Annotated in this window: 29 protein-coding genes and 1 riboswitch; of the genes, 17 read left to right on the top strand and 12 right to left on the bottom strand. The window is 38.3% G+C overall.

Going from position 1 to position 24322, the window contains the following annotated elements; translation table 11 throughout:
• The first annotated feature begins 54 nt into the window (after nucleotides 1–54).
• The 3 genes from AC1D0Y_RS00145 to AC1D0Y_RS00135 all read left to right on the top strand — a co-directional run bounded on the left by AC1D0Y_RS00145 (nucleotide 55) and on the right by AC1D0Y_RS00135 (nucleotide 2784).
• Nucleotides 55–1182 (top strand): PrpF domain-containing protein, encoded by a 1128-nt coding sequence (locus AC1D0Y_RS00145; protein WP_477707367.1) that lies wholly within the window; start codon nucleotides 55–57, stop codon nucleotides 1180–1182.
• Between the two features lie 94 nt (nucleotides 1183–1276).
• Nucleotides 1277–1945 carry a cyclase family protein gene (locus AC1D0Y_RS00140; protein ID WP_060747229.1) on the top strand — a complete coding sequence of 223 codons (669 nt, stop codon included), beginning with the start codon at nucleotides 1277–1279 and terminating at the stop codon, nucleotides 1943–1945.
• Nucleotides 1942–2784 carry a GNAT family N-acetyltransferase gene (locus AC1D0Y_RS00135; RefSeq protein WP_060747230.1) on the top strand — a complete coding sequence of 281 codons (843 nt, stop codon included), beginning with the start codon at nucleotides 1942–1944 and terminating at the stop codon, nucleotides 2782–2784. The genes AC1D0Y_RS00140 and AC1D0Y_RS00135 overlap by 4 nt, the downstream gene beginning before the upstream one ends.
• A gap of 27 nt (nucleotides 2785–2811) precedes the next feature.
• Here AC1D0Y_RS00135 and AC1D0Y_RS00130 read toward each other — a convergent pair whose 3' ends face one another.
• Entirely contained in the window at nucleotides 2812–3396 is a 585-nt protein-coding gene (locus AC1D0Y_RS00130; protein WP_060747231.1) for a YjgB family protein, read from the bottom strand.
• A gap of 330 nt (nucleotides 3397–3726) precedes the next feature.
• On the opposite strand from AC1D0Y_RS00130, the gene AC1D0Y_RS00125 reads away from it, so the two are divergent.
• Together AC1D0Y_RS00125 and AC1D0Y_RS00120 are read left to right on the top strand one after the other, a co-directional pair.
• The gene (locus AC1D0Y_RS00125) at nucleotides 3727–5337 is read left to right on the top strand and encodes a putative polysaccharide biosynthesis protein (RefSeq protein ID WP_477707275.1); all 1611 of its coding nucleotides are present in this window, start codon (nucleotides 3727–3729) and stop codon (nucleotides 5335–5337) included.
• 13 nt (nucleotides 5338–5350) lie between these two features.
• The gene (locus tag AC1D0Y_RS00120) at nucleotides 5351–5719 is read left to right on the top strand and encodes a hypothetical protein (protein WP_060747233.1); all 369 of its coding nucleotides are present in this window, start codon (nucleotides 5351–5353) and stop codon (nucleotides 5717–5719) included.
• Nucleotides 5720–5809: 90 nt separating this feature from the next.
• Here AC1D0Y_RS00120 and AC1D0Y_RS00115 read toward each other — a convergent pair whose 3' ends face one another.
• Entirely contained in the window at nucleotides 5810–5968 is a 159-nt protein-coding gene (locus AC1D0Y_RS00115; RefSeq protein ID WP_155920475.1) for a hypothetical protein, read from the bottom strand.
• Between the two features lie 328 nt (nucleotides 5969–6296).
• Nucleotides 6297–6403, top strand: a riboswitch (SAM riboswitch).
• Between the two features lie 75 nt (nucleotides 6404–6478).
• Between AC1D0Y_RS00115 and AC1D0Y_RS00110 the strand changes: the two genes are divergently transcribed.
• The 5 genes from AC1D0Y_RS00110 (at nucleotide 6479) to AC1D0Y_RS00090 (ending at nucleotide 11737) form a co-directional block, all read left to right on the top strand.
• Nucleotides 6479–7489, top strand: coding sequence for a BMP family lipoprotein (locus AC1D0Y_RS00110; RefSeq protein WP_477707274.1), 1011 nt, complete (start codon nucleotides 6479–6481; stop codon nucleotides 7487–7489).
• Nucleotides 7490–7571: 82 nt separating this feature from the next.
• The gene (locus AC1D0Y_RS00105) at nucleotides 7572–9104 is read left to right on the top strand and encodes an ABC transporter ATP-binding protein (protein WP_060747234.1); all 1533 of its coding nucleotides are present in this window, start codon (nucleotides 7572–7574) and stop codon (nucleotides 9102–9104) included.
• The gene (locus AC1D0Y_RS00100; RefSeq protein WP_477707273.1) at nucleotides 9079–10146 is read left to right on the top strand and encodes an ABC transporter permease; all 1068 of its coding nucleotides are present in this window, start codon (nucleotides 9079–9081) and stop codon (nucleotides 10144–10146) included. The genes AC1D0Y_RS00105 and AC1D0Y_RS00100 overlap by 26 nt, the downstream gene beginning before the upstream one ends.
• The gene (locus AC1D0Y_RS00095; RefSeq protein WP_217598245.1) at nucleotides 10133–11050 is read left to right on the top strand and encodes an ABC transporter permease; all 918 of its coding nucleotides are present in this window, start codon (nucleotides 10133–10135) and stop codon (nucleotides 11048–11050) included. Before AC1D0Y_RS00100 ends, AC1D0Y_RS00095 begins: the two co-directional genes overlap by 14 nt.
• A gap of 24 nt (nucleotides 11051–11074) precedes the next feature.
• Nucleotides 11075–11737: a sulfite oxidase-like oxidoreductase gene (locus AC1D0Y_RS00090; protein WP_028409819.1), complete on the top strand. Its 663-nt coding sequence runs from the start codon at nucleotides 11075–11077 to the stop codon at nucleotides 11735–11737.
• A gap of 33 nt (nucleotides 11738–11770) precedes the next feature.
• Here AC1D0Y_RS00090 and AC1D0Y_RS00085 read toward each other — a convergent pair whose 3' ends face one another.
• Together AC1D0Y_RS00085 and moaC are read right to left on the bottom strand one after the other, a co-directional pair.
• Nucleotides 11771–12283, bottom strand: a complete 513-nt coding sequence (locus AC1D0Y_RS00085) for a MogA/MoaB family molybdenum cofactor biosynthesis protein (RefSeq protein ID WP_060747238.1) — start codon at nucleotides 12281–12283, stop codon at nucleotides 11771–11773.
• 12 nt (nucleotides 12284–12295) lie between these two features.
• Nucleotides 12296–12784: a cyclic pyranopterin monophosphate synthase MoaC gene (gene moaC, locus AC1D0Y_RS00080; protein WP_013058475.1), complete on the bottom strand. Its 489-nt coding sequence runs from the start codon at nucleotides 12782–12784 to the stop codon at nucleotides 12296–12298.
• 114 nt (nucleotides 12785–12898) lie between these two features.
• Here moaC and AC1D0Y_RS00075 point away from each other — a divergent pair, with 114 nt between their 5' ends.
• Nucleotides 12899–14164 (top strand): molybdopterin molybdotransferase MoeA, encoded by a 1266-nt coding sequence (locus tag AC1D0Y_RS00075; RefSeq protein ID WP_060747239.1) that lies wholly within the window; start codon nucleotides 12899–12901, stop codon nucleotides 14162–14164.
• A 436-nt stretch (nucleotides 14165–14600) separates the two neighbouring features.
• Nucleotides 14601–14987: a hypothetical protein gene (locus AC1D0Y_RS00070; RefSeq protein ID WP_477707272.1), complete on the top strand. Its 387-nt coding sequence runs from the start codon at nucleotides 14601–14603 to the stop codon at nucleotides 14985–14987.
• Between the two features lie 127 nt (nucleotides 14988–15114).
• Here the strand turns inward: AC1D0Y_RS00070 and AC1D0Y_RS00065 are convergent, their stop codons facing one another.
• On the bottom strand, nucleotides 15115–15492 hold the full coding sequence (locus AC1D0Y_RS00065) for a winged helix-turn-helix transcriptional regulator (protein ID WP_060747240.1): 378 nt from the start codon (nucleotides 15490–15492) through the stop codon (nucleotides 15115–15117).
• 119 nt (nucleotides 15493–15611) lie between these two features.
• On the opposite strand from AC1D0Y_RS00065, the gene AC1D0Y_RS00060 reads away from it, so the two are divergent.
• Both AC1D0Y_RS00060 and AC1D0Y_RS00055 read left to right on the top strand, forming a co-directional pair.
• Entirely contained in the window at nucleotides 15612–16184 is a 573-nt protein-coding gene (locus tag AC1D0Y_RS00060) for an NAD(P)H-dependent oxidoreductase (protein WP_060747241.1), read from the top strand.
• Between the two features lie 486 nt (nucleotides 16185–16670).
• Nucleotides 16671–16934 (top strand): DUF3973 domain-containing protein, encoded by a 264-nt coding sequence (locus tag AC1D0Y_RS00055; protein WP_051421118.1) that lies wholly within the window; start codon nucleotides 16671–16673, stop codon nucleotides 16932–16934.
• 46 nt (nucleotides 16935–16980) lie between these two features.
• Here AC1D0Y_RS00055 and AC1D0Y_RS00050 read toward each other — a convergent pair whose 3' ends face one another.
• The gene (locus tag AC1D0Y_RS00050; protein WP_060747242.1) at nucleotides 16981–17622 is read right to left on the bottom strand and encodes a DUF1232 domain-containing protein; all 642 of its coding nucleotides are present in this window, start codon (nucleotides 17620–17622) and stop codon (nucleotides 16981–16983) included.
• A gap of 119 nt (nucleotides 17623–17741) precedes the next feature.
• On the opposite strand from AC1D0Y_RS00050, the gene AC1D0Y_RS00045 reads away from it, so the two are divergent.
• Both AC1D0Y_RS00045 and AC1D0Y_RS00040 read left to right on the top strand, forming a co-directional pair.
• The gene (locus AC1D0Y_RS00045) at nucleotides 17742–18323 is read left to right on the top strand and encodes a manganese efflux pump (protein WP_060747243.1); all 582 of its coding nucleotides are present in this window, start codon (nucleotides 17742–17744) and stop codon (nucleotides 18321–18323) included.
• Nucleotides 18324–18725: 402 nt separating this feature from the next.
• Nucleotides 18726–19295 (top strand): MEDS domain-containing protein, encoded by a 570-nt coding sequence (locus AC1D0Y_RS00040; protein ID WP_060747244.1) that lies wholly within the window; start codon nucleotides 18726–18728, stop codon nucleotides 19293–19295.
• A 449-nt stretch (nucleotides 19296–19744) separates the two neighbouring features.
• Here AC1D0Y_RS00040 and AC1D0Y_RS00035 read toward each other — a convergent pair whose 3' ends face one another.
• Nucleotides 19745–19975: a hypothetical protein gene (locus tag AC1D0Y_RS00035; protein WP_060747245.1), complete on the bottom strand. Its 231-nt coding sequence runs from the start codon at nucleotides 19973–19975 to the stop codon at nucleotides 19745–19747.
• Between the two features lie 262 nt (nucleotides 19976–20237).
• Between AC1D0Y_RS00035 and AC1D0Y_RS00030 the strand changes: the two genes are divergently transcribed.
• Nucleotides 20238–20756, top strand: a complete 519-nt coding sequence (locus tag AC1D0Y_RS00030) for a YfiT family bacillithiol transferase (protein WP_477707271.1) — start codon at nucleotides 20238–20240, stop codon at nucleotides 20754–20756.
• A gap of 208 nt (nucleotides 20757–20964) precedes the next feature.
• Here AC1D0Y_RS00030 and AC1D0Y_RS00025 read toward each other — a convergent pair whose 3' ends face one another.
• The 5 genes from AC1D0Y_RS00025 to AC1D0Y_RS00005 all read right to left on the bottom strand — a co-directional run.
• On the bottom strand, nucleotides 20965–21435 hold the full coding sequence (locus tag AC1D0Y_RS00025; protein ID WP_098966680.1) for a hypothetical protein: 471 nt from the start codon (nucleotides 21433–21435) through the stop codon (nucleotides 20965–20967).
• 4 nt (nucleotides 21436–21439) lie between these two features.
• Complete coding sequence (locus AC1D0Y_RS00020; protein WP_336064586.1) at nucleotides 21440–22228, bottom strand: hypothetical protein; 789 nt, start codon at nucleotides 22226–22228, stop codon at nucleotides 21440–21442.
• 244 nt (nucleotides 22229–22472) lie between these two features.
• Entirely contained in the window at nucleotides 22473–22964 is a 492-nt protein-coding gene (locus AC1D0Y_RS00015) for a CBO0543 family protein (RefSeq protein ID WP_477707270.1), read from the bottom strand.
• 381 nt (nucleotides 22965–23345) lie between these two features.
• Nucleotides 23346–23858, bottom strand: coding sequence for a DUF3231 family protein (locus tag AC1D0Y_RS00010; protein WP_060747250.1), 513 nt, complete (start codon nucleotides 23856–23858; stop codon nucleotides 23346–23348).
• Between the two features lie 330 nt (nucleotides 23859–24188).
• A partial coding sequence (locus tag AC1D0Y_RS00005) for a small, acid-soluble spore protein, alpha/beta type (RefSeq protein WP_016765087.1) occupies nucleotides 24189–24322 on the bottom strand: 134 nt, incomplete at its 5' end.

The following is a 24322-nucleotide window of genomic DNA, read 5'->3' as shown; positions in this document are numbered from 1 at the left end:
AAATGGTTTGATGAACGCCTCGGCGTTTGTTAGTAGGGGAGAAAGGTGATTAATATGACGCGTATTCCTGTAACGGTTATGAGAGGTGGAACAAGTAAAGGGGTTTTTATCAATCATGAAGAAATGCCTGTGAACAAATCGGATTGGGAACCGTTTTTGCTAGATATAATGGGAAGTCCGGATCAACGTCAAATTGACGGACTCGGCGGAGCTAATTCGCTGACAAGTAAAATCGCGATTATAAAAAAATCAGATTTAGAGAAAGCTGACGTAGATTACACGTTTGCGCAGGTTAGCATCAGCGAATCTCTCGTTGATTTTAAAGGAAACTGCGGCAATATCTCTTCAGCGGTCGGACCTTATGCAATCGAACAAGGACTTGTACAAGCTGTGGAACCGGTGACTAAAGTGCGGATCTATAATACAAATACCAAAAAAGTAATCGTAGCGGAAGTAGAAGTAGAAAACGGGAAAGTGAAAACAGAAGGATCCTGTATGATTCCTGGAGTGCCAGGTACGGGTTCACCCATTTATCTTTCGTTTGAAAACGGAGAAGGAGCCGTTACTGGAAAACTGCTTCCAACCGGGAACGCTATCGATCGTCTGCAAACATCCATTGGGACGATAAAAGCATCAATTGTTGATGTAGGAAATCCGCTTGTATTTGTTAAAGCAGAGGATATTGGCCTAAAGGGAGCAGAACTTCCGCATGAATACACGGACAAACAGCTGAAGCTATTTGAAGAAATTCGCTCCATTGCAGCGGAAAAAGCGGGGCTCGCACCTCAAGACAAAGCAACTAAACTATCACCAGCGGTTCCAAAAATGACGATTATTTCTCCTCCTATGGACCATCGCGACGGGACTGGCAGAGAAAAAGCTGCTTCTCAAATGGACGTATTAATCCGTATGATGTCGATGCAAAAACCACATCAAACGCTTGCGATTACAGGAGCAATTTGTACAACGGCGGCTATCTATACAAAAGGCACACTTCCGTCAGAAATGGTTCAATTAAAAGGCGATACCGTTCGACTTGCTCATCCAATGGGAATTATGGAAACCAGTGTGGATCTAAAAGATGGACAGGTTAACGGAATCAAAGTAGTGCGTACAGCCCGTCTTATTTTTGAAGGATTTGTTTATACAAAGCATACGTATGATGTATGTTTATCAAGTTAATAATGTTCTCTAAAAAAAGCTCTTTCTAGGAAACTAGGAAGAGCTTTTTTATGTTAGAATATTTTTACTGAATATTGAAAAAGTGGGTGGGGGTATGAAAAAAAGAACGTATATTGATCTAAGCCACATCATTGAAGACGGAGTTATCACACATAAAGGCTTGCCGGCACCGATCATTTGCGACTATTTAAGCCGAGAAGAGTCTAGAAAGCTTTATGAATCAGGCACTGAATTCCAAATCGGTAAAATTGAAATGGTCACGAATACCGGTACGTATATTGATGTGCCGTTTCACAGATACAAAGACGGAGCGGATTTAGCTCAAACGGCTATTGATAAAACAGCCGGGTTAGAAGGAATAGTCGTTTCAGTTGATCCGACTTTAAAAGCGATTGATGAATCTCATTTTCAACATGTAGATGTAAAAGGCAAAGCGGTATTAATTCATACAGGATGGGATCGCTACTGGAATACAGACGATTATTTAGAAAATCATCCATACTTAACAGAAAGCGCGGCAGCTTATTTAGTGTCTCAACAGCCCGCTCTTGTTGGAATTGATTCGATGAATATTGATGATACAAAAGGAAAAGCAAGACCAGCTCATACGCTGCTGTTAGGGGCGGACATTGTGATTGTTGAGCACTTATGTCACTTAGATCAACTAACGGCGAAGTCCTTTTTATTTTACGCCGTGCCTCCTAAAATAAAAGGAGTTGGAACGTTTCCGGTAAGAGCATTTGCGGAGGTAGAAAGAAAATGATCCAGTTACATAGATATAGAGAAGTGCAGGAATTTAAAAACCAAGTAGAGCCGCTTTTATCAAAGAATGAAGTTCTTCATAACTTAGCGCTCGGCATTTTACACAGCTTACAGGAAAACAGCAAACCAAATTTTATGTGTGTTATTTTAAAAGACAGCCGTGCTGCACTTGTGTTGCTGCAAACCCATCCTAAGCAAATCATACTGTCTCACATACAGAAGCTAACGGAGGGTGAACTAAGCGAAGCGGCAGAGCTGCTACAAGAAATCGACATACCGGGCTTAGTTGGAGAAAGACAAATGGTTTTATATCTTTCTCAAAAGCTAGCAGATTTAAAAAATCAAGAAGCTTCTTTGAAAATGGATCAGCGCATTTATCGGTTAGACAAAGTAAAAAAAGCAGCGGATGCTGACGGAGTGCTGGTAAAAGCAAGGTTGGAGCATCTTCCGCTCGTGACAGAATGGATTTGGGAGTTTATGGGCGTCATTGGAGAGCCTGTATCAAAAGAACAAGCTGCCAAAACAGGAGAAGCTTTTATTAAAGCAGGAAGGTTATTCCTATGGGAAGTGAATGGCAAGTATGTGTCGATTGCCAATGCTACGCGTCCAACGGCCCATAACATTACGATTAACTATGTGTACACACCTCTTGAAGAACGTAAAAAAGGCTATGCCTCAAGCTGTGTATCCACGCTTTCTCAGCTTATGCTAGACGAAGGATTTCAAACAACAAGTTTATACACAGATATGACAAATCCTACGTCTAACAAGATTTATATGGAGATTGGGTATGAACACGTAGCGGATTCAGCATTGGTTTTATTTCATGAAAAAAAGTAGCAGACAGCCTGCTACTTTTTCTATTACTTAAGGTTTTTTAACTAAATTAACGTGATTTAACGTTTTGCTATCATCAAAAATGAATTCAAGATCATAGGCGCCGGCGTGATAGGTGTACTTCGTTTGAGTAGTACCATCACCTTTTACTTTGCCTATAAAGTTCGGCTGACCTAATTCTTTCTTTAAGTTAGCTTGGGTGATGGAGCCTAGATTTGTTTGACGCTCTACATTTGTACCAAAATAGCGGATTTCGTTAATAATGTTATTTTGATCATAGCCAAATGCGTATCCAGGGTGACCCATTTCCGCGTGATAGTAGTCAAAGTTGTTTGATGAACCTTCAGGCGGGGGACCGAACTGATCACGAACGTCTTGACGCAGTGTTTTGCCAATTTTGAAGTCTGCCGTTAAGCGTGGCACTTCACCTTTTACTGCGGCGTTGTAAATTTCATTAATGTTTTTTACAGCTGTTTGACTTTGACTGCTTGTTTCTTGAGATGTAGCTGCATGTGCTGGTGTATCAAGCTGAGCGACAGGAGCAAATCCAAACGCAGCAATTCCTGTAATCGTTGCAGCCGCCGCTGCTTTTGATAGTCGTTGTTTCATATTCATGATTTTTTCCTCCTATATATAACGATTTAGCAACCTCAGTCTACCTAAAAGAGCAGGTAGGCCAGAATAGTCAAGGAGTCTTAGTTGAGTTGGTAACTGATATATATAATGTAACACGTCTTTTAAAATGTAAACGTCAGGTAAAGTAAAAAGCAAAAAACGATTCATTTATCATAGGTTAAAAGATTGGTTTATATTCCTTTATTAGGTAAAAACGTAATATAGAGAGGGTTCTAATGTTTTATAAAAAACTAGATAATAATTGTAAGTATGATACAATAAATCAAGTATTTGTTAAAAATAAAATATTTATTTCTGGGGTTTTGATGTATGGAAAAAAATTTGATGAGAGGTACGCTTTTGTTAACAGCGTCTTCTTTGCTAACAAAAATTTTAGGTTTTATTTATATTATTCCGTTTACGGCCTTGGTGGGAACGTCAGGATACGCGCTTTATAAGTATGCATACGGTCCATACACCTTGATGCTAAGCTTGTCGACGATGGGTCTTCCGCTTGCTGTTTCAAAGTATGTATCAAAATATAACGGTCTTGGAAACTACCGTGCTGGACAAGATCTATTAAAAGCAGGACTTCTATTAATGACGATAACGGGCATCATAGGCTTCTTAGTCCTCTATACGATGGCGCCGTGGCTTTCTGAGCTAGTGATTAACGGAAAAGATTCCTCAGGAAATAGTCAAAAAGACGTAGTATACGTGATTCGAATGGTGAGCTTTGCTTTAATTATTATCCCGCCTATGAGTCTATTACGAGGCTACTTTCAAGGTAACCAGTCCATGGGACCATCCGCGCTAAGTACAATTATTGAACAAATAGTGCGCGTGCTGTTTATTTTAGCAGGAGCATACGCTGTTATTCACCTTTTTCATAGCACGATGACAAAAGCTGTTGGAATCGGTACGTTTGGAGCGTTTATTGGAGGCGTAGGGGGTATAGGAATTCTCGGTGCGACTTATCTAAAACGCAAGCGGCTGATTATGAAGGAAGTAAACAGCGGAAAGAATAATAAATTCATTTCGTTCTCTTCAATGTTCAAAGAGCTTGTGACGTACGCTGTTCCGTTTGTCTTAGTTGGTTTAGCGATTCCAATCTATCAAAATATTGATACGTTTACGATTAACATCCTTTTTCAATCAATAGGGTATGGACAAGCTAAAGCCGAAATAATCAACTCTGTCATTGGATTAGCTCAGATTTTAGTGATGGTGCCGGTATCGCTAGCCACCGCCTTCAGCATGTCGCTGATTCCCGGCATTACATCTTCTTTTGTGCAGGGAAATTTACGAGAAGTAAAAGGAAAGATTACAAAAACGCTGCAACTGCTGTTATTTTTTACTCTTCCTGCTGCTGTGGGGCTTTGTTTATTAGGCAAGCCGGTATATATGATGATTTTTGGAGCAAAAAACAGTCCTGAAATCGGTGGAGTTGTTTTACAATGGTACGCGCCTGCTGCCGTTTTATTTGCTCTTTTTACAGTAACAGCCGCAATTCTCCAAGGAATTAATCAGCAAAAGAAGCTAATTTTAGGCTTGGGCTTAGGAATTGTTGTGAAGCTAGTATTAAACGTACTGTTGGTTTCAAGCTTAAAAGAAATTGGACCGGTTGTCGCGACTTACGGAGGGTATGGTGTATCGGTTATATATAACTTTTATTTAATTGAAAAATCCATTTCTTACCGAGTTCAATCACTGAGACAAGCTGCGTTGACACCTGTTTTATTAGTAAGTGTGATGTCAGCCGCTGTGATTATCGGCAATTATACTTCTCACTATTTTTTAGAAAATAAGCTGTCTGCATCTTCACTTGCAATTAGCACATCTTGTATTTCAATTGCTTTAGGTGCTGCCGTGTATCTAGGACTTGGCGTAAAAACAAGTTTAGGGCAATCCGTTGTATTAAATAGAAGAAAAAGAATGTAAAGGAGAGAAAGTAGTGTCAAAACGATTTGTACTAACCGTAGCGGCTGGAGGATGTATAATAATTTCCGGCGCGCTGCTGCTATTAAATTGGGAAAGAGTGTTTGGAGATTATCGTCCCATTCAAACAGCAACAGCTGTATTCAAGTTAGAAGTGGGAAGTCAAGATGTAGCAAACACTACGGATTCAGATGATGCTCTTCACTATATGGTTAAAAAAGGGCATTTAGATGAATATATTCAACTGATGAATGAAAAAGGCTATGTGTTAAAAGAAAAAGATATTAATCATAACCGACTTGTTTTTAACGATGGACAAGAGGATGAGCAAATTTACTACAAGCGCTTTGCTAGGAAGTATACGATGATTGATGAAGAAGGGTAAAAGCATTCACTGAGAATAACTACATACTAAAATCATTAAAAGAAAACACCACCTTGCGAATAAAAGGTGGTGTTTTTTAGTTAGGTTATCTTATCTTAGTTTCGCTCTTGCTATACCTGTTACGACCATACTAGTAATAAAAATAACTACAATTCCAATATTGGTCGGGGTATCAAAAAAGATTTTTGAAACCGCCAAAGCGATAATGAGTCCAATAGCTACTCCAGATAATTCTTTCATCAATTTCAACGTTAACACCTCTTAAAAAATATCGCTCAGGAAAAGTCTAACATTCTTGGTAAAGTGTTTTCAATCGATAGTGGATTAACAAAAGAGATGTAATAAAAGTGCTCTGCTACACATGATCCTTCTAGAAGACTAGCAGACTTACCGTAAGCGCTTTGCTAGGAGGCATACGATGATTAATTTAGAAGGTTGATCTGTATTTTAGTAGACTAAAACCGTATAATCCTATCTGTTTTTAAAGTTTTTTTGCGTAAAAAAGAAAAATAATATTGACAATTGTTAAAAAACTATTAATATTGACTATATTACATAAAACAAATAGCTATTGTTTTCCTTATCAAGAGAGGTGGAGGGACTGGCCCTGTGAAACCCGGCAACCGCTGTCTATGACAGAATGGTGCCAAATCCTTAAGAACAGTATGTTCTTGAAGATGAGGAAGAGACGTTTGGTTAACGAGCTCTTCCTTTATATAAAGGAAGAGCTTTTTTTATATTATAGGGGGAGTAAGTTAAATGAAGAAGTTTCTTATTTTAGCCGTTGCGCTTGTACTACTCGTAACTGGCTGTCAGTCAAAAAGCACAAAAAGCAGTGGAAGTGAAGAGAAAGGAAAGAAGCGAATTGCTCTTGTTTTACCTGAAAAGATTGGAGTTAACCCGTTTTTTCAACAAATGGATGATGGAGCAAAACGCGCTGGAAAGAAGTATAACATTGATATAAAGACAATTGAATCCACGGACCAAGCAGCCATTGAAAGTAATTTGCGTGCTGCCGTAGCAGAAAATTATGATTTGATTATTACATCTTCTTTTGAATCCGAAGATGCGTTGAAAAAAGTAGCTCGAGAAAACCCGCAGCGTCAATTTGCGATTATTGATACAGTGGTCGATTTACCAAATGTAAGAAGCGTTGTATTCCGTGAACAAGAAGCTTCATATTTATTAGGAGCAGCAGCAGGATTGGTTACAAAAACGAATAAAGTAGGAATGGTTGCAGCAGATGATATTCCATTATTAAAAAAATGGACCGTAAGTTTTAAAGAAGGGTTACAATCAACAAATCCAAAAGCAGAGTTTCTAGTAAACTATGTTGGAAGCTTCTCTGATCCAGCTAAAGCAAAAGAGCTTGCTATTTTACAGGCTTCAAAAGGAGCTGACTTTATTGCCGGAGCTTCAGCGGTAGGCGACTTGGGTGTATTTGAAGCAGCAAAAGAAAAAGGTTTTTATACGGCTGGCCAAGATATTGACCGTACGGAAGTAGATCCTGAGCATATCGTTTTATCGCAGTTAAAAGGATCTGATGCGGCTGCTTATGAAACGGTAGAAGCACTCGCAAATGACAAATTTAAATCGGGCGTAGTAACATACGGCTTAAAAGAAAAAGGTGTTGGGTTAACGTATGTGACTCAAGACAGCAAGACACCTCTTAATGACTTTGTAGGGCAAGATGTAATTGATCAATTAAAAGAAATTAAAGATTCGATTATTGATGGAAAAACCGTAGTAAAAGATCCGTTAGCCAAGTGAGTTGAAAAGAGAAGTCGAGTAAGGCTGGCTTCTCTTTCTTATTTTTGAAAAAATCCTAAAGTGGAAAGGAGCAATGAATGGAATGAGTGAGCTGCTGCAGTTAACGAATTTGACGAAAAAATACGGTTCGTTTTTAGCGAATGATAACGTGTCTTTTACACTGAAAAAAGGCGAGGTTCACGCGCTGGTTGGAGAAAATGGCGCTGGAAAAACGACGTTAATGAGGATGCTTTACGGAATGGAAAAGCCGAGTTCAGGAAGTATTCAGCTACATGGGAAAACCGTCTCGTTTTCATCTCCTGCAGATGCCATTAAAAACGGAATAGGCATGGTGCATCAGCATTTTATGGTTTTTCCTCATTTTACAGTGGCTGAAAACATTGTCTTGGGGCATGAGCCAAAGAAAGGCCTCTTTTTTAATAGAAGGCAGGCGAAAGCAGATGTACAGCAATTAACCGAAACGTATCAAATTTCAGTAGATGTTCATAAAAAAGTAAAGCATTGCTCGATTGGAGAACAGCAAAAAATTGAAATTTTAAAAGTGCTGTATCAAGGAGCAGAAATCATCATTTTAGACGAGCCTACCGCCGTTCTTACTCCTCATGAAGTGAAGGAACTATTAAAAACAATCCGTTTTTTAGCTTCTCAAGGTAAAAGTATCGTTATTATTACACATAAGCTGCAAGAAGTGATGGAAGTAGCGGACCGCATTACGGTGCTTCGAAATGGTAAAGTAGCCGGCGTCACAAGTAAAGAAGATACCAATGCTCACCACCTAGCCAGGCTGATGGTAGGGCGAGAATTAAAAGAGCGTCCTGCAAGAATACCATCACAAGGTACCTCTCATCTAAACGTACAAAATCTCTTTTTAAAAGGAAAAGGACAAAAAAACGTATTGCAAAATGTGTCTCTTCACGTTTCTGCAGGCGAAATTGTCGGTATTGCAGGTGTGTCGGGAAATGGACAATCAGAGCTGCTTCAAGCCATTGCTGGATTAATAGAAACAGATAGTGGCAGTATCAAACTTGGCGATGAGCACCTTACAGGGCGATCTGTGCGTGAAAGAAGAGAAGCAGGCATCGCTCATATTCCAGAAGACCGCTATATGTGGGGAGCCTCCAAAGACGATACGATTGAAGAAAATGCACTGATGGGCTATCAGTATAAACCTTCATTTTCAAAAATGGGCTGGTTAAAAAGAAAGATATTCAGTTCTAGTGTGAATGAATGGATAAACGAATTTTCGATTAAAGCCACTTCATCTAAGCAAAAAGCAGGAGAGCTGTCAGGGGGAAATCTGCAAAAATTGATTGTTGCCAGAGAGCTTGGGCAAAACACTTCTTTTCTACTTGCTGCTGAACCAACGCGAGGAGTGGATATTGGGGCAATGGAACGTATTCATGATGCTTTGATTCAAAAACGGAATAATGGCTCCGCTATTTTACTTGTATCTTCGGAACTGTCGGAGATTATCTCCCTATCAGATCGAATGTTAGTTATGTACGAAGGCAGCGTTGTCGGAGAGCTTACAAGAGAAGAAGCAACGGAAGAGAAACTAAGCATATTAATGGCAGGAGGAACGGTAGAAGGTGATACAGTTGCAGAAACTTCTTAAATCATTAATCCAGCCGGTTATTGCAGTCATTTTTGGCTTAGCAGTAGGAGGCATTATTATTTCCTTAACTGGTGGTTCGGTTCTTCAAACATATACAGAGCTCTGGAATGGAGCGTTTGGTAATTTTTATTTCTTCACCACTACGCTGGCTCGCGCTACGCCTATTCTTTTAATTGCTTTAGGTGTCGGGTTTGCTTTTAGGGCAGGTGTGTTTAATTTAGGGGGAGAAGGACAGATGGTCGTTGGAGCGATTAGCGCAGCGATTGTCGCTTATTACCTGCCGGCTCCGGGGATAGTCAAGCTTATAGCGGCTATTGCAGCTGCCGTTGTGGCAGGAGGTTTGCTTTCTGGTTTAGCAGGCTGGATGGAAGCTGCGTTTAAAATTCAGCTCGTCATTTCAACACTTTTGTTAAATTATATCGCTGTTTTATTTGCAAGCTATTTAGCAGGCCATCCGTTTCAAGACAAAACAGGCTCAGCTGCTCTCGCTCAAACGCCTATGATTGAGCAAGGGGCGTGGCTTGGAAAAGTGTTTCAAGGAATGCCTCTTCATATCGGGTTTATCATTGCTCTAGTAGGTGCGCTTCTGCTGTGGACGGTGCTTCGCTATTCTGTGTTTGGGTACGAAGTGAATGCATCCGGAAAAAATCCGTTGTTCGGGGCGTATGGAGGTATTCATCAAGTAAAAGTCATGCTGCTTAGTATGTTTATTAGCGGGAGCTTGGCTGGATTAGCCGGAGGATTTGAAGTTCTTGGTTCGCAGTACCGTTTTGTAGACGGTGCACTCACCGTTCCTGGATATGCGTGGACTGGAGTGATGGCTGCTTTGTTAGCAAACTCGAATCCGATCGGCATTGTTTTTACGTCTCTTTTACTTGCCGCTTTGCAAACAGGAGCGATGGGGCTGGAGCGTAATACAGAAATTCCGTTAGAAATTGCGAGTATTATGCAAGCTGTGCTCATTCTATTTATCTCAGCAAAATTCACAAAGCAGTGGTGGAGAGCAAAAAAGAAAGGAGCTGATATTCGTGGAGCTGCTTGATTGGTCACTGTTAAATGCAACGTTACGAATGGTTGCACCGATTTTATTAGCGGCGCTGGGCGGAATGCTTTGCGCGCGCGTAGGCATATTTAATGTAGGGCTAGAAGGTCTGATTTTGATTGGAGCTTTTAGCGGGGTTGCCGGCAACTATTATACTCATAATGTCTTTTTTGCAATCATGATTGCAGCTGGAGCAAGCTTACTTTTTGCGTTGCTGTTTGGAATGATGGTCGTGGTGTTTAAAGCGAACGAAATTGTTGTTGGGGTCTCCATTAATTTTTTAGCACTAGGCTTAACGACCTTTTTACTCCGGACAATTTTTCATACAAAAGGTGCTTATTACGATAAAAACATGCACGGAATAGGCACATGGGATATTCCTTTGATCAAAGACATACCTGTAATCGGCGACATTATTTCAGGACAGTCGCCGCTTGTCTATTTTGCTTTTATAGCAGCTATTGCTTTTTATATCTTCTTTTATCGAACGATTTTCGGTTTTCGGCTCCTAGCAGTAGGCTACAATCAAGTAGCAGCAAGTACGCTTGGCTTAAAAGCAATCAGATATCAGCTGTTTGCGATTGCAGCATGCGGAATTCTGTGTGGGATTGCCGGAGCACAGCTTTCATTAGGACAAGTGACGATGTTCTCAGAAGGTATGACTTCAGGGCGTGGATTTATTGCACTTGTTGCGATGATGCTCGGTCAGTCTCATCCGGTCGGTATTTTAGCATCAAGTATACTTTTTGGCTTAATGGATGCGGTGAGCACACGACTGCAAGGTTTTTCAATACCGACCGAGTTTACGATGATGGTCCCTTACGTGCTGACATTAGCGGCGATGTTTTTCTTGCGGGATAAAGGCGTCGAAACGAATCAAACAAGTCAGCAAAGTGCACGCTGATAAAAAAATAAAGAGGTGGTACCTATGAACAAAGCAGACCGTATCAAACGAATGAAAACACCAGAAATTGACCCAAAGTATGAAGGACGAGTGCCTCCGGGGCAAGTAGTAACGGAGCGCTTTCCGATTTTACATGAAGGCGACGTGCCGGAGTATAACCTAGAGGAGTGGACGCTTCGAGTGTTTGGATTAGTAAACAAGGAAGTAACGCTTTCGTACCAAGATATATTGGATATGCCGCAAACAACGGTGAAATGCGATATTCACTGCGTTACGAGATGGACAAGGCTTGATAATGAATTTACAGGCGTGCTGTTTACAGACTTTTTAAAAGCAGTTGGCGTGGAGTTAAAAAGTAAATACATCATGCTGCACGGAGATAATGACTATACGTCAAATATTGAAGTGAAAGATTTACTGAGAGACGATATTCTTCTCGCTCATTCCTTTAACGGAGAGCCGCTTACAGCTAAGCACGGATATCCGCTGCGATTGGTTGTTCCGCATTTGTACTTTTGGAAAAGTGTTAAATGGCTTCGAGGCTTTGAAGCCATTGATGAAAACCATCCTGGCTTTTGGGAGCAAAACGGCTTTCATCTTAGAGGAGATCCGTTTAAAGAAGAGCGTTTTTCTGGAGAAGATTTAGGCATTCCAGAAGATGAGTGGGTACATAAAGACTATGATTAATGAAAATGCCTATGCGCGCGCATAGGCATTTTGTCAGCGCTGGCGGTTTAATTCCCACACAACGTGGCGAAGTTCAGGTAAAATCAGCTTGGTCATCGCTAGACGAACAGCACCGCTTGATCCTGGTGTAGAAAAAACGGCTTTTTCGTTAATCGTCCCGGCAATTGCCCGGCTCATAATCGCTGCGCTGCCAATGTCTTCGGTGTAGCTCAGCATGCGAAACAGCTCGCCGAATCCAACGATTTCTTTATGAATCAGCGCTTGAACGGCTTCAATCGTAACGTCTCGTTTTGTGATGCCCGTGCCGCCGTTTGTAAGAACAACGTCAATGTCCTCAGCACTGCATCCGGCAAGTATCGCTTGTTGAATCAACGTTTGGTCGTCTTTTACAATTTCATAGGAAGCAACCTGCATGTCATGTTCTTTCAGAAGTTGGATCATTAGCGCGCCGCTTTTATCGGTTTCTTTTGTGCGTGTGTCTGATACCGTAATGATTTTGCAGCGAACGGGCTGCGTTGCTTTGGATTTATGTTCATGTACGCTCATTATGTACCTCCTTTACGCTTCCGTACGCTTGTAGTCACCGTTTTTGCCGCCAGATTTTTCAAGCAGATACGTTTCGCCGATAATCATACCTTTATCAATGGCTTTGCACATATCATAAACGGTTAGAGCGCAGGCAGAAGCGGCAGTTAAAGCTTCCATTTCAACGCCCGTTGAGCCTTCCGTTTTAACAGTTGCTTCTATTAATAAACGGTACTGATCATTGCTTGTATCCCAGTCAAATGAAAGGTTTACGCCTTTTAATAAAAGAGGGTGACACATCGGAATAATGTCAGACGTGCGTTTTGCTGCCATGATTCCCGCTACTTGGGCGACAGCAAGGACGTCGCCTTTTCCGATTTTATGTTCTACAATGGCTTCGTGAATTTCTTTGTTAACAAGTATGCTTGAACGAGCCGTTGCAACGCGGCGAGTGATAGATTTTTCGCTAATATCGACCATGTTGGCACGGCCTTGGTCATTAAAATGTGTAAAAGAAGACATCGGTGTTTTCATCCTTTTTCAGTAAATTTTATTGTATGATAGAAATAGTGAGATATGCTATGATTTTACACCATAGCATAAAAAGTGAACAGACATAAAGGAAGTGAAGAATGTATGTTAGAAAGCAGAACACCTATTTCAATTCCTGAAGCAATTGAAAAAGTTATGACATATAAAAGAAAAGGCAGCATCGAACGCGTATCGATCACCGAAAGCTACGGGCGCTATTTAGGAGAAGATATTATCGCCGACCAAAACGTTCCTCATTTTAATAAATCGCTTTATGACGGCTTTGCAGTTCGAGCGCAAGACTGCGTAGAAGTCTCAAATGAACATCCTGTGGAGTTCGAAGTTGTAGGTGAAATCGGTGCAGGCTCTGTTTTTGAAGGAGAAGTAAAGCCGTTTCAAGCGGTGCGTATTATGACAGGAGCGCAGGTCCCTCATTCGTGTGATGCGGTTGTGATGCTTGAAGTCACAACTTCGTATGAAAAAGACGGGAAAACATATATGGCGTTAAGCAGGCGGGCTTCAAAGTGGGAACACATTGCGTTAAAAGGAGAAGAAACAAAAAAAGGAGACGTGCTTGTTTCCAAAGGGACGCGAATCAATCCGGGCGTCACGGCTTTTTTAGCTACGTTTGGCTATGCGGACGTCGCTGTCGTGAAGCAGCCGGTTGTTGGCGTGTTAACAACAGGAAGCGAACTGCTTGATGTGAACGAGCCGTTAGAGCCAGGAAAAATCCGCAACAGTAACTCCTATATGGCACTCGCACAAATCGTAAGAAGCGGGGGAATTCCGAAATACTTAGGAAAGCTTGAAGATGATTTTGACCGTTGCTATGAAGCGGTAGAAAAAGCGCTTGAAGAAGTGGACATTCTACTAACGACCGGCGGGGTATCCGTTGGCGACTATGATTATTTGCCGGCTATTTATGAAAAGCTTGGTGCGAACGTGCTGTTTAATAAAATTGCGATGAGACCCGGAAGCGTCACAACAGTTGCAGAACGAAACGGGCAGTTGCTGTTTGGACTATCAGGAAATCCATCTGCTTGCTATGTCGGGTTTGAACTGTTTGTTCGTCCGATTGTTCGCAGCTTTTTGTATTCACCAGCGCCTCATTTACATAAAACAAAAGCGATATTAAACGGCCGTTTCAAAGAACCGAACGCTTTTACGCGAATGGTGCGAGGAGAGATTTCAGATGAAGGCGGAAAGCTTGTCGTGACCCCTGTTGGCATGGACAAGTCAGGTGCTATTTCATCATTAGCTGCAGCAAACGCGCTGATTGTTCTTCCAGGAGGAGAGCATGGATATGACAAAGGAACAGAAGTGAACGTACTGCATCTTGAAAACGAAGGCACGAGCTCGCTTTGGGTATAAAAATAGCAGTCTGCTTATTGCTTGTCCTTTTTTTCAATAAGAACTTGAAGCAGCCTCGGCATTGGCAAGCGAGGCTGCTTTTTTGTAAGGGTTTATTTATACGTATCTCAGCATAAATGAATACTAGATTTTAACATGTTTTTAAATGTAAATACTACTTTTGATGTGCTTTAACGGGTGTATAAAAGGTTTGCTTTTTATGCGAGAGTTCTTCATTTCTATCGAAATGAAATATTGTTAAATCAGGGGTGTATAAAAAAGCCCATAAAACGAATAACACCCTATCGAAAACCTCTTGTGCGCCAAGGGTTCTTTTTTTGATGTGTACCGGAAAGAGTGTTTATGTAAACCAGGAATGAATATAATATACATTTTTATCCTTAATTTACATTGGATGTGTTAACATAAAACTAGATATTATTAGGAGGATTTAAATTTGAACTTTAGACAACTCAGTTTAGTCATCGTATTTAGTTGTATATTGATTCTTCTTGCTAGCTGTAGTGAAGAAGATAAGAGTTTACGCTTTGAAGGGGAAAGTAAGAATTGGAAGTCTCAGTATTTTTTAACTCAAGATAAAGATAAGGAAAATGGTGAAGGAAGCATTATTTATAAAGGACCCAATAAAGATAATATTGGAGAAGTTACATATAAAATTGAAGGTAGTTATGGCAGTATCCATGTAAATTCAACACCAGTGGATGGCAAAATGGGTATCAATGATGCTTGTGAAGGGTGTGCAAAACAAGATAGTTCTGATCCCTTTCATGTAACTATCAACTGGGACGGTAAAACAGAAGAATTTGATTTAAAAGCAAAATAAAAGGTGGTGAAAGAGAAACTTCTTTCACCACCTTTTATTTTTACTACCTAGAATGGTAATTACGGTAACTACTCGTGTATAGGCCATATCTAAAATACACTAATTTATTAATTAATATATTCGATGTTTAAATTTCTTCTTTTTCTACTGTTCTCGCACTAATAATTCTGTTCTTATGTGTTTCTCCCCAGTCTTTCATAAGTAAAATGATTGGTTCGAGAGATCTTCCAAATTCGGTTAGGGAGTACTCTACTTTTGGAGGAATTTCTTTATAGATCTCACGGTGAACAATCCCGTCCTTTTCTAATTCTCTTAATTGCAAGGTCAGCATCCGCTGGGTAATGGCAGGATACAGTTTTCGGAATTCATTAAAACGTTTCTTTCCATCGATAAGGTGATAAAGTATAATCCCTTTCCATTTTCCCCCTATTACGTCTAATGTGGTTTCGACCGGGCACCCGACTTTAGTGGGGGGGTAATCAAATCCCATTTTTTGGTTTCTCATCCATTTTCACTCCCTGTAGTATACAGTTTTATACTATGTTTAATTAATGTGCGTACTTCCTCTAATTTATTACAAAATATACAATATAATCATACCAAAAATAACAAGGAGGTCTAGATATGAAAACATTAGTGCTTATTGCACATCCAAATATTGAATCTTCCCGAGTAAATAAAAAGTGGAAGGAATCAGTTTTGAATGAAACGGATCTAACAGTTCATGACCTTTATGAAACATATTGTGATCAGCCTATTAATGTGGAATTTGAACAACAGCTGCTTCTTGCCCATGATCGTATTGTTTTTCAGTTTCCACTGTACTGGTATAGCAGTCCGCCACTTTTAAAACAGTGGTTTGATGAAGTGTTTACCTTTGGCTGGGCTCATGGTCCTGGCGGAACGAAGCTGACAGGAAAGGAGTGGGTATTGGCTATTTCTATCGGTTCACCTGAACATTCTTATCAAGCAGGCGGGTATAATTTATTTTCGGTAAGTGAATTAACAAAGCCGTTCCAAGCATCTGCTAGTTTAGTGGGGATGAGTTATCTTCCTCCTTTTGTCGAGTATCGTGCAAATAAAATCAATGACTATGATATCATTCAAAGTTCAATTCGCTATGTAAAGCATATTACAAATACAGAATTAAATTCGAAAATTCGCTTTCGTAACTATTTAAAACAGCTAGCTGAATAATGTGTGAGGAACTGACTTTATAGAATATTTAATTTTATGGGAGATGAGACGTTAGATTATTTACTATTTAGAAGTATTGAATATCTTGAGGATGAAGCGTATAAAGATATGTAAAAAAAGTTGAAGATAAAATTAATCATCACTTTTTTTAACGCAGAAAAAGCTCCCTATTTCCGTAGGGAGCTTTTCTGCTAGGAGAATTATTCTCACATAGTCGATACGTTGCGGTATCTTGAGTAGTTTAAGCAAAAAGTGGAATATTATTCGTTCTTTAACTAACAGCTTTTAGTTTTGATTTAGAGTTCAAGCTCCATAAGCTAAATAGTACGGTTATTAACCCAAGTATGATGCTAGATTGAGGTGTGTTGAATATCCTTCAACGCCTGTTGAGATTTTTCCAACTTTTAATATAGGAACAAGCACTTCTGTTGATGAGTTCTCATAAGATGTTTCAAAATCAAATATAAGAAAGAGAGTGGAAAACGAATGTACTATTGCGTTACTTGCTGCAGATTGCAAAATGAAAATGTTATTAAGAGTACGCTGTTTGAAAATGGATTTTATATAGATCCATTTTTAGGAGAGAAAATTCCTTTAGGTATGTGTGCACATAGGTGTAACCACGAGCTATGCAAAAAAGAAAAAGTGATTAAAAAGATTGCGCCAAAGGAAGTATTTAAATTAAAGAAAGCAATAGAATATTTACCTGCTCATCGTCATGATCAAGAAAAAGTTCCATTTTCACAATAAATAGAGAGCGGTATCCGCGTTCATTTCACTTAATAGAAAGCCGTTGTTATTTCGCAAGCTGATTCATTACCAGTTGTACGGCTATTGCATCGTCTAAATAGCCGATTGGAAAGACATAGTCTGGGATAATATCGGTAGGCAAAATAAAATACAGTAGCGCACTTCCCAATATCGAGCGCTTGGCAGCTGATGTTTTTTCATCACAATATTCAAGATACATTTGCTTTAATTGATCAATAAAGGTTCCGACGCTGCCGACCTGCTCTATTTTGGTTTGAAAGTTATTACAAATCATGCTGTGTCCTTCGTCTGTCTGTGCATATTGTTTGTATTTTGTTAGTTCTTGTTCGACACGCTCAATCGTAAAGTTTGTATCTACTATATTAAAAGATTTAAGTATTTCTTGAATTTTATCAATGGAGTAATGAATGCCTGTTTCTACTTCATTTTCTGTATTGTTTGAAGCAGCTCCAGCAGGATCAATTAATGCTTCAAGAGGAGTATTTAAATAGTGCGCAAATTGTTTTAAATGATGTAGATTTGCTTGCTGTTTTCCATTTATAATCCGTGAGATAGTTGCCGTATCAATCCCCGTAAGTGAGCTAAGTTTCCGCATAGATAAAGCATTTTCCTTTAATAAAGACCTTAATAACAAACCAAGGCTTTGATCATTTTGGATGTTAGACATAGCGGTTCACCTCTTTCTATTTTTCAAAGTGCAGTAATCATGTTATTGAAGGTTTATCAACAATATATGCAACAAGGAAGCAAATCTCCTCAATATTATGAACAAAAGGAGAATACAAAATGGAATGGTTATTCATAGTAGGTTTTGCATTATCATCGAGTATAGATAACTTCGGTGTAGGAATATCATACGGAGTTCGAAAGGTAAGGATAAAATGGCTTTCTAATTTACTAATAGCAGCTATTTGTTTCCTCTTTAGCATGGTGGGAATTACGTTTGGCAAGTGGATTTCAACCATCTTACCAGGAGTTTTCCATGTTATTGTAGCCGTCGTATTATTAACGCTAATTGGGATTCGGATTATTTTATTAGTCAGCTCCCAAAGAAATAACGAAATTGATGAATTAGATAGTAGGGAGCAAGGAAAAGTACGCTCTATTGGATGGATAGAAAGCAGTGTTTTAGGTGTAGCACTTTCAGCTAACGCACTTACAAATGGTTTAGGAGCAGGTTTGCTTGGATTGTCACCTTTAGCTATTTCGCTTACATCAGCATTTGGCAGTTTTATCACAGTATGGCTAGGGGTAATGGTGGGGCAAAAAGCCGCAAATGTGCAAATTGGGAAATTTACATTGAGTCAATGCGGAACGTTAATAAGCGGGATTACGATTTTAATTGTAGCCTTTACTCAAATATTTTAAAAGAAAAGGCGCCACTTATTAAAGCAAGTGGCGTTTTTTCTTTGTGTTTTATAGTGACTAGTCTTCTATACAAAATAAAGAAATGCTGCATAAGAATTTATTTAATGAAGAGGTAAGAAAACTTACTTCTGCAATTATTTCTTGTTAAGTTTTAATCGTATTTTAAAAGGGTACAGTATCCTTTAGCCAAGACGCCAGAATAACTGGCACAACTATTATCTCGTTTGCAATCAATATAGATACACCATTCTAAAAACCAGCTGTACATCCTAAAACAAAGCGGGGAACATCTAGTTTTGACAGACAAGAATGCAAAGCGTAGAATTGTTCTAATGAATAGACAATTCACTATTTTAAGAGTCTTAATATTTAGGTTGATTTTATATAAGGGAGCGTACACACTTGAAAAATCAGTTTGCTCAATTAATACAGAATAATGAAAGCGTTCATATTTACTACAATATTGACGATATGAGAAGTTACTTAGATAATCTTGTGTCTTATATTGTTTCGGGGATTGAACAAGAGAGACATACGTTAGTTATCGAAAGTGAAAGACTAATTCCGCTGATTTTTAAAAAGTTAGAGGGAATTCTGACTAAAGACCAACTAGCATATATACATACCATTAATAATTTTGATTATTACTGTTCAAGTGGAAGCTTTCAGCCTGCCATCATTTTTGAACATCTCTCTAAACACTTAGATCCTTTTTATAAAAACAATACGACTTTTCAAATATGGGCTCATGTCGAATGGGGACAGCAAGAAGGAATTATACCTATTTTAGAAGAGTTTGAAAATGAAGCCGACAAATTAGTAAATAAAGGCGGATTACATTTAGTATGCGCGTATGATGAAGAGAGAGTACCGGAAGTTCTTAAACTTGCTTTAATGAAGTGCCATCCATACTTAATTTTAGAAAACAAAATTATCCCATCCAATTTATATGTAATGACGGATGCAGTGTAAGTAATAGTGTGATTGAGCGTTACTTTTAAAAAGCAAAAGGTGAAATTGAAGAACTGTTAACAAAATATCCCGGAGCTCCAAAAATAGAGTTGAAAGGGACTACCTATTATCCGTATCATCAATTCGTTGACTGGATGTCGTCTAATGAAATCTATAAGGTGTAAAGGAGAGGAAGCATTTAGTCTTTAAAGGCTAGATGCTTCTTTTTTGAAGGTTGGATTCTAATGCCATCGTCATATTTAAAATGAAAAAGATGTCGCCAAGCATGTACTGGGGAATGACTACGGTTTTAGCCGTTGTTTTATATGGATATCAGTACATCGTGGAAAAAGTAATTAGGCAAACCAACGATTCTCAATCAAGATTACAAGCGCTTAAAGCAAATATCCAAAAAAGACCTTCCAATAGCTGAAGGTCTTCTTTTATTTCTGTGGGGGGTTATGATGTATTTATTTAGCTCTTTTTATTTTCCATAATAAGTTTGCAAGGAAGGCACTAAAAAAGCCAATAGCAATTAAACAAAAACCAATTTGATACAAGATAAAATTCCAGCTGTCTTCAAAAGAAAAAAGTGTAATTCTTCCTGATTCTATAATATCAACACTAATAAATAAGGAAACGGTAATAAAATATATTAAAAAGAACTTTTTGCAGAAATAGCTTTTATAATCACTGCTCATTTTACTCACCTCAACTTAATTTTACGGCAAGTTTATCTATATGTTTATTGTTTTAATTAAAAGCGGCCTAATTTAAGGGGGAATTATCATGAATTATAGCAAAGGCAGATCTTTGTACTGCGGAGAAGGTACATGATGGTAACTGAAAGTACATACCATATTTATAAATTATAATTTTTCACCTATATTTAATTCAGAATATTTAAATTTATTTAAAATTGCTATAATAGATAGTAATAAAAATAGAAAGAGAGGCAGAAATATGTTTAATCAATATCCTATTGGGAAATTTACGGTGAAAGAAAATATTCAGAAAGAAGATATTCAAGGGTGGATTCATGACATTGGAGATGCCCCAAAGCAATTAGCTGATGCTGTAGAAGGACTGACAAAAGAACAATTAGCCACGCCTTACCGAGAAGGCGGTTGGACATTAAGTCAAGTTGTCCATCATTTAGCTGACTCACATATGAATGCTTATACTCGTTTTAAACTAGGCTTAACAGAGCAAGCGCCTACTATTAAGGCTTATGATGAAGTGGCTTGGTCAACTCTGCCTGATAATGATTTACCGATAGAAGTTTCTCTTCAACTTTTTTCAGCTTTACATAAGCGGCTTCATAAATTGTTGAACTCACTTGATGAAATAGATCTAAAGAAAACGATCCACCACCCTGAAAACGGGGAAGTGACGATTGAGCAATTAATAGCTACTTACGCTTGGCATGGAAAGCATCATATTGCTCATATTACGACATTAAGAAATCAAAGAGGTTGGTAGAATGGCATTTAATTAACATATGTTAGAACCAAAAAAGCTCTTTTTAAAAGCTTTTTTGGTTCTAATAAATGACATTATATTAACTAAAGAGTATACAGCTTAAAAACAGAAAAACTCCCTCAATGCGTTAAGGAAGTTATCTCTAATCCTGAATAGTAATTTATTCATTCTGTATCTGGTCATTATATTGTACGATGATGACTTATTTTTATAAGCCATCCGATCGGACTTTTGAAACACCTAAGGCAAGGTTTTTCCACAAAGTTTGTTCAACAACTCCGGCGTCCACCGTACGACAGTCAACAATGAGTATGACTTCCGAATGTTTGCCGCGTAAAAGCCGTTGGTTTTTCCTGATTACTTTAAACATAAATAGTTTAATTCCTAGTCCTAAGATAAATCCGATAAAAGCACTAATTATTCCCCAGTAGATAGGGCCCCAGCTTAGTTTAAACCCAATGCTTGCACCGATGACTGAAAAAGCTGTGGCTAGAGCCATTCCTAGATCAATAAGAGAAACTCCATCGGCTCGATGAAGGCTATCAAAAATCCGTCGATCTTCCGTTCGATTATTAAGCGGGACAATAAATATATCTTCTTTTTTTATCCCTTTTTTTTCTAGCTCTGAAACAGCTAATTCTATGTAACTGGAGTATTCAAATGTAGAAAAGACCTGCATGTTTTCACTCCACCTTTTTTCCTTTCGCAATACAAAAGCTTGGATGTTGATACGTTTTTTCAAAGAAGTTTTTCTGCACTCTTTCAGCAAGTTTATTATTCTCAACCGTATTTATATAGGAATCGAAGGTAGCAAAACCATATAGGGAAGGGAAAAATAACAGCCATTCTTTATTTAAAACGGAAGTAGCCTGTTTTATTTCTCCTAAAAATAGAAGAGAAATTCCTTCAAGCAAGTGAGAATAATAAAAGAAAACAACTGCCCAAATGATGACAAAGAAAGCACCAATGATGCGATGAATATAGAGTTGTCCTAGACCTGGCATCACCAAGGACCAGAAAACGGACAGGATGGGATTCCGTTTATCTAAATAGTTTATTTCCATGGCTCCTATACTAAAGGTGTTGAACCGATGATTTTCTCGTTCAGCTAACACGTATATTCTATTTAAATCAACGGTTGTTCGGTAACTATCCCATATAGCAAAAATATAAACGGGAATATAAATAAGAAGCCACCTTGTATTAAGCACGTCTTTGGCCATATCAATGTTTCCTTGAAAAGAATAAATCATAGCTAAATTTACATGAGATTTAAGGTTTATGACGACTTCCCATACAAATAACACAAAGCCGCGAAGGTATTTAGACAGTAGTAGGTGCCCAAAGCCTGGAAAAGCTGCTGACCACCAAGCGATAATATAAGGGTTTCTTAAATGGATTTGAGTCGTTCCAAATATACTGACATGAGCAATATAGCGTCTTGCAGTATTGTCATTTTTATAGTTATTCATCTACGATCTCCTATGGATTCGGAAAAAAATATACTTTTTATACCTATCACCGATATTTAATATGGTCTTGTTCATTTATTTTATGCAGTTCATTGATATACACCTAATCTTTATCAAAATGAAGAGTTCTGTGACAAAAAAAGCTCTTTATTTTTCCATAAAGAGGTGGTTAGATGCTTCACGGCGTCTTGACTCATTTGTTCAAGGTATAGAAATATCTTCAACTTAGTTTTTATTTCATGAATCAAGAACTCTTTTCTGCTTTTTCATCTAATGCTCTTATAGCTCCGATCATTAACCTGTTTAATACTGATTTGACTGTAAGACTAAGTAAAGTATGATACCATTTCCAAGGTCTTCTCCATCTAATTAAATTTGTCTTTTTTTCTGCCCAGAGTTCGATTAAAAACATTGGAAAGATGAATAAAATAATTTTATATATGATAACTAAGGGTTTATCGTTTTTTGTTAGTTTGTTGATGATAACGGAGACAGTTGGATATAGCAAAAAGTCAAATAGAACATGTATTTTAAACTCTTTTCGAAAATAGCGTACAGGATATTTAATGAGCTTATGAGTAATAACAAATCTGTCAACTATGCCGTTGGTATACCCATTAAGTAGAAAAGTCAATATTGAGTCTTTCACAGGAGGATTTCTTAATAAAAAAGGCAAACCCGATAGAGTTAAAATAAAGAGAACCCTCAAAAAACGCTTTTCAAATTTATTATTCAATTGGTTTTATCTCCTTAACTATACTGGAAGTATCTTTTTGTATATTGTTAGTAGTTTCTCTTAAAAGACTATCATGTATTCCAGAATTAATTTGGTACTGTTTATAAACGTACATATGTCCACTGCCTTTTTATATTCTATACAACACAATAAAAAGGAAAAAACTACTGCTCCTATTGCAGTAGTTTTCCTAGTCGTTGAAATATAGATGTTATTATATTGCTAATGCTCTACTGCATCTTGAGTAGTTTGCGCTCATTGTTGCTCTTTATTCATTATGAGAAAGAACTACTAGTGTGGAATGAATCAGTAGTTCCTTCTCATAGCATATTGTATGATTTACTAAATGTGAAATCTTCACGTTTTATACGAATTTTATGATTAACAATCCGTGTTTTTTGACTTGTGAAGAGGTGGTGGAACTAACCAGCCTTTTTCTTTGTTAAGTCGCAAAAACTTCCCACCAAGGGCTACTTTTTGCATGTGAATTTGACCGAACATTGCTGCAATATCTTCACGAATAGATTGACCAATCAGTTGACTGCAAGCAACTAGACCAGCAGCTATATCCAGTGAAATAGCCGCAGCGATTTCAGGGTCTTGAACACGTGCACCTACTGGAATATCATCTAAACAAGCTTCTGGGCGTTCAGGCGGAGTTGGAGGTAAAGCCACTCCATTTTCTTTTAATAGCTTTTCTACACCTTTCATTTCCTGCTGACATTGTTCAATCGTTTCTTGTACCAACTTATGTAAATCCTTGTCACCTACATGATTTAGAAACGTTTGATAACCAGCTACTAATCCTTTTGAAGCTGAAAGAAACGACCATGTTCCAAACACTTCACCGTAATGCATCGGTTCATCTGTAGGATTTCCACTTAAAATACCCATTGTTATCCTCCTTAACATACTCATAATAATGTGCCACCTTTCTTACTATGCACATACTTAACGTTTCCATATGATGTTTTATTATTCTTCTAGATATAAAAAGGAATTTTATCAGTGAATACAATCTACTATTTTACGCATACTATTCAAGATGCCTAAAGGGCATCAGTCACAATACCCTTGTTATACAGAGAGCTGCCTTCTTTGGCAGTTTTTTGTTTTGTCATGCTTTATGTGGCTTTCTACTTGTGATGATAAATAGAAAATGTCCATAATAAAAAGAAGAGTGGGTATCCACTCTTCCTTCAGCCATCACTTTATAAAGTTGTCTTAGAAACGTCCGCCGCCAAGTTGTTGCTCAGCCATTTGTACAAGACGTTTTGTGATTTCGCCACCTACTGATCCGTTTGCACGTGCAGTTGTATCAGCACCAAGGTTTACACCAAATTCGCTAGCGATTTCAT

It is taken from the genome of Priestia sp. P1_B12_1, from assembly GCF_056406695.1.
Note: the sequence above shows the minus strand (reverse complement) of the source record. Positions and strands in the feature narration are given on the sequence as shown.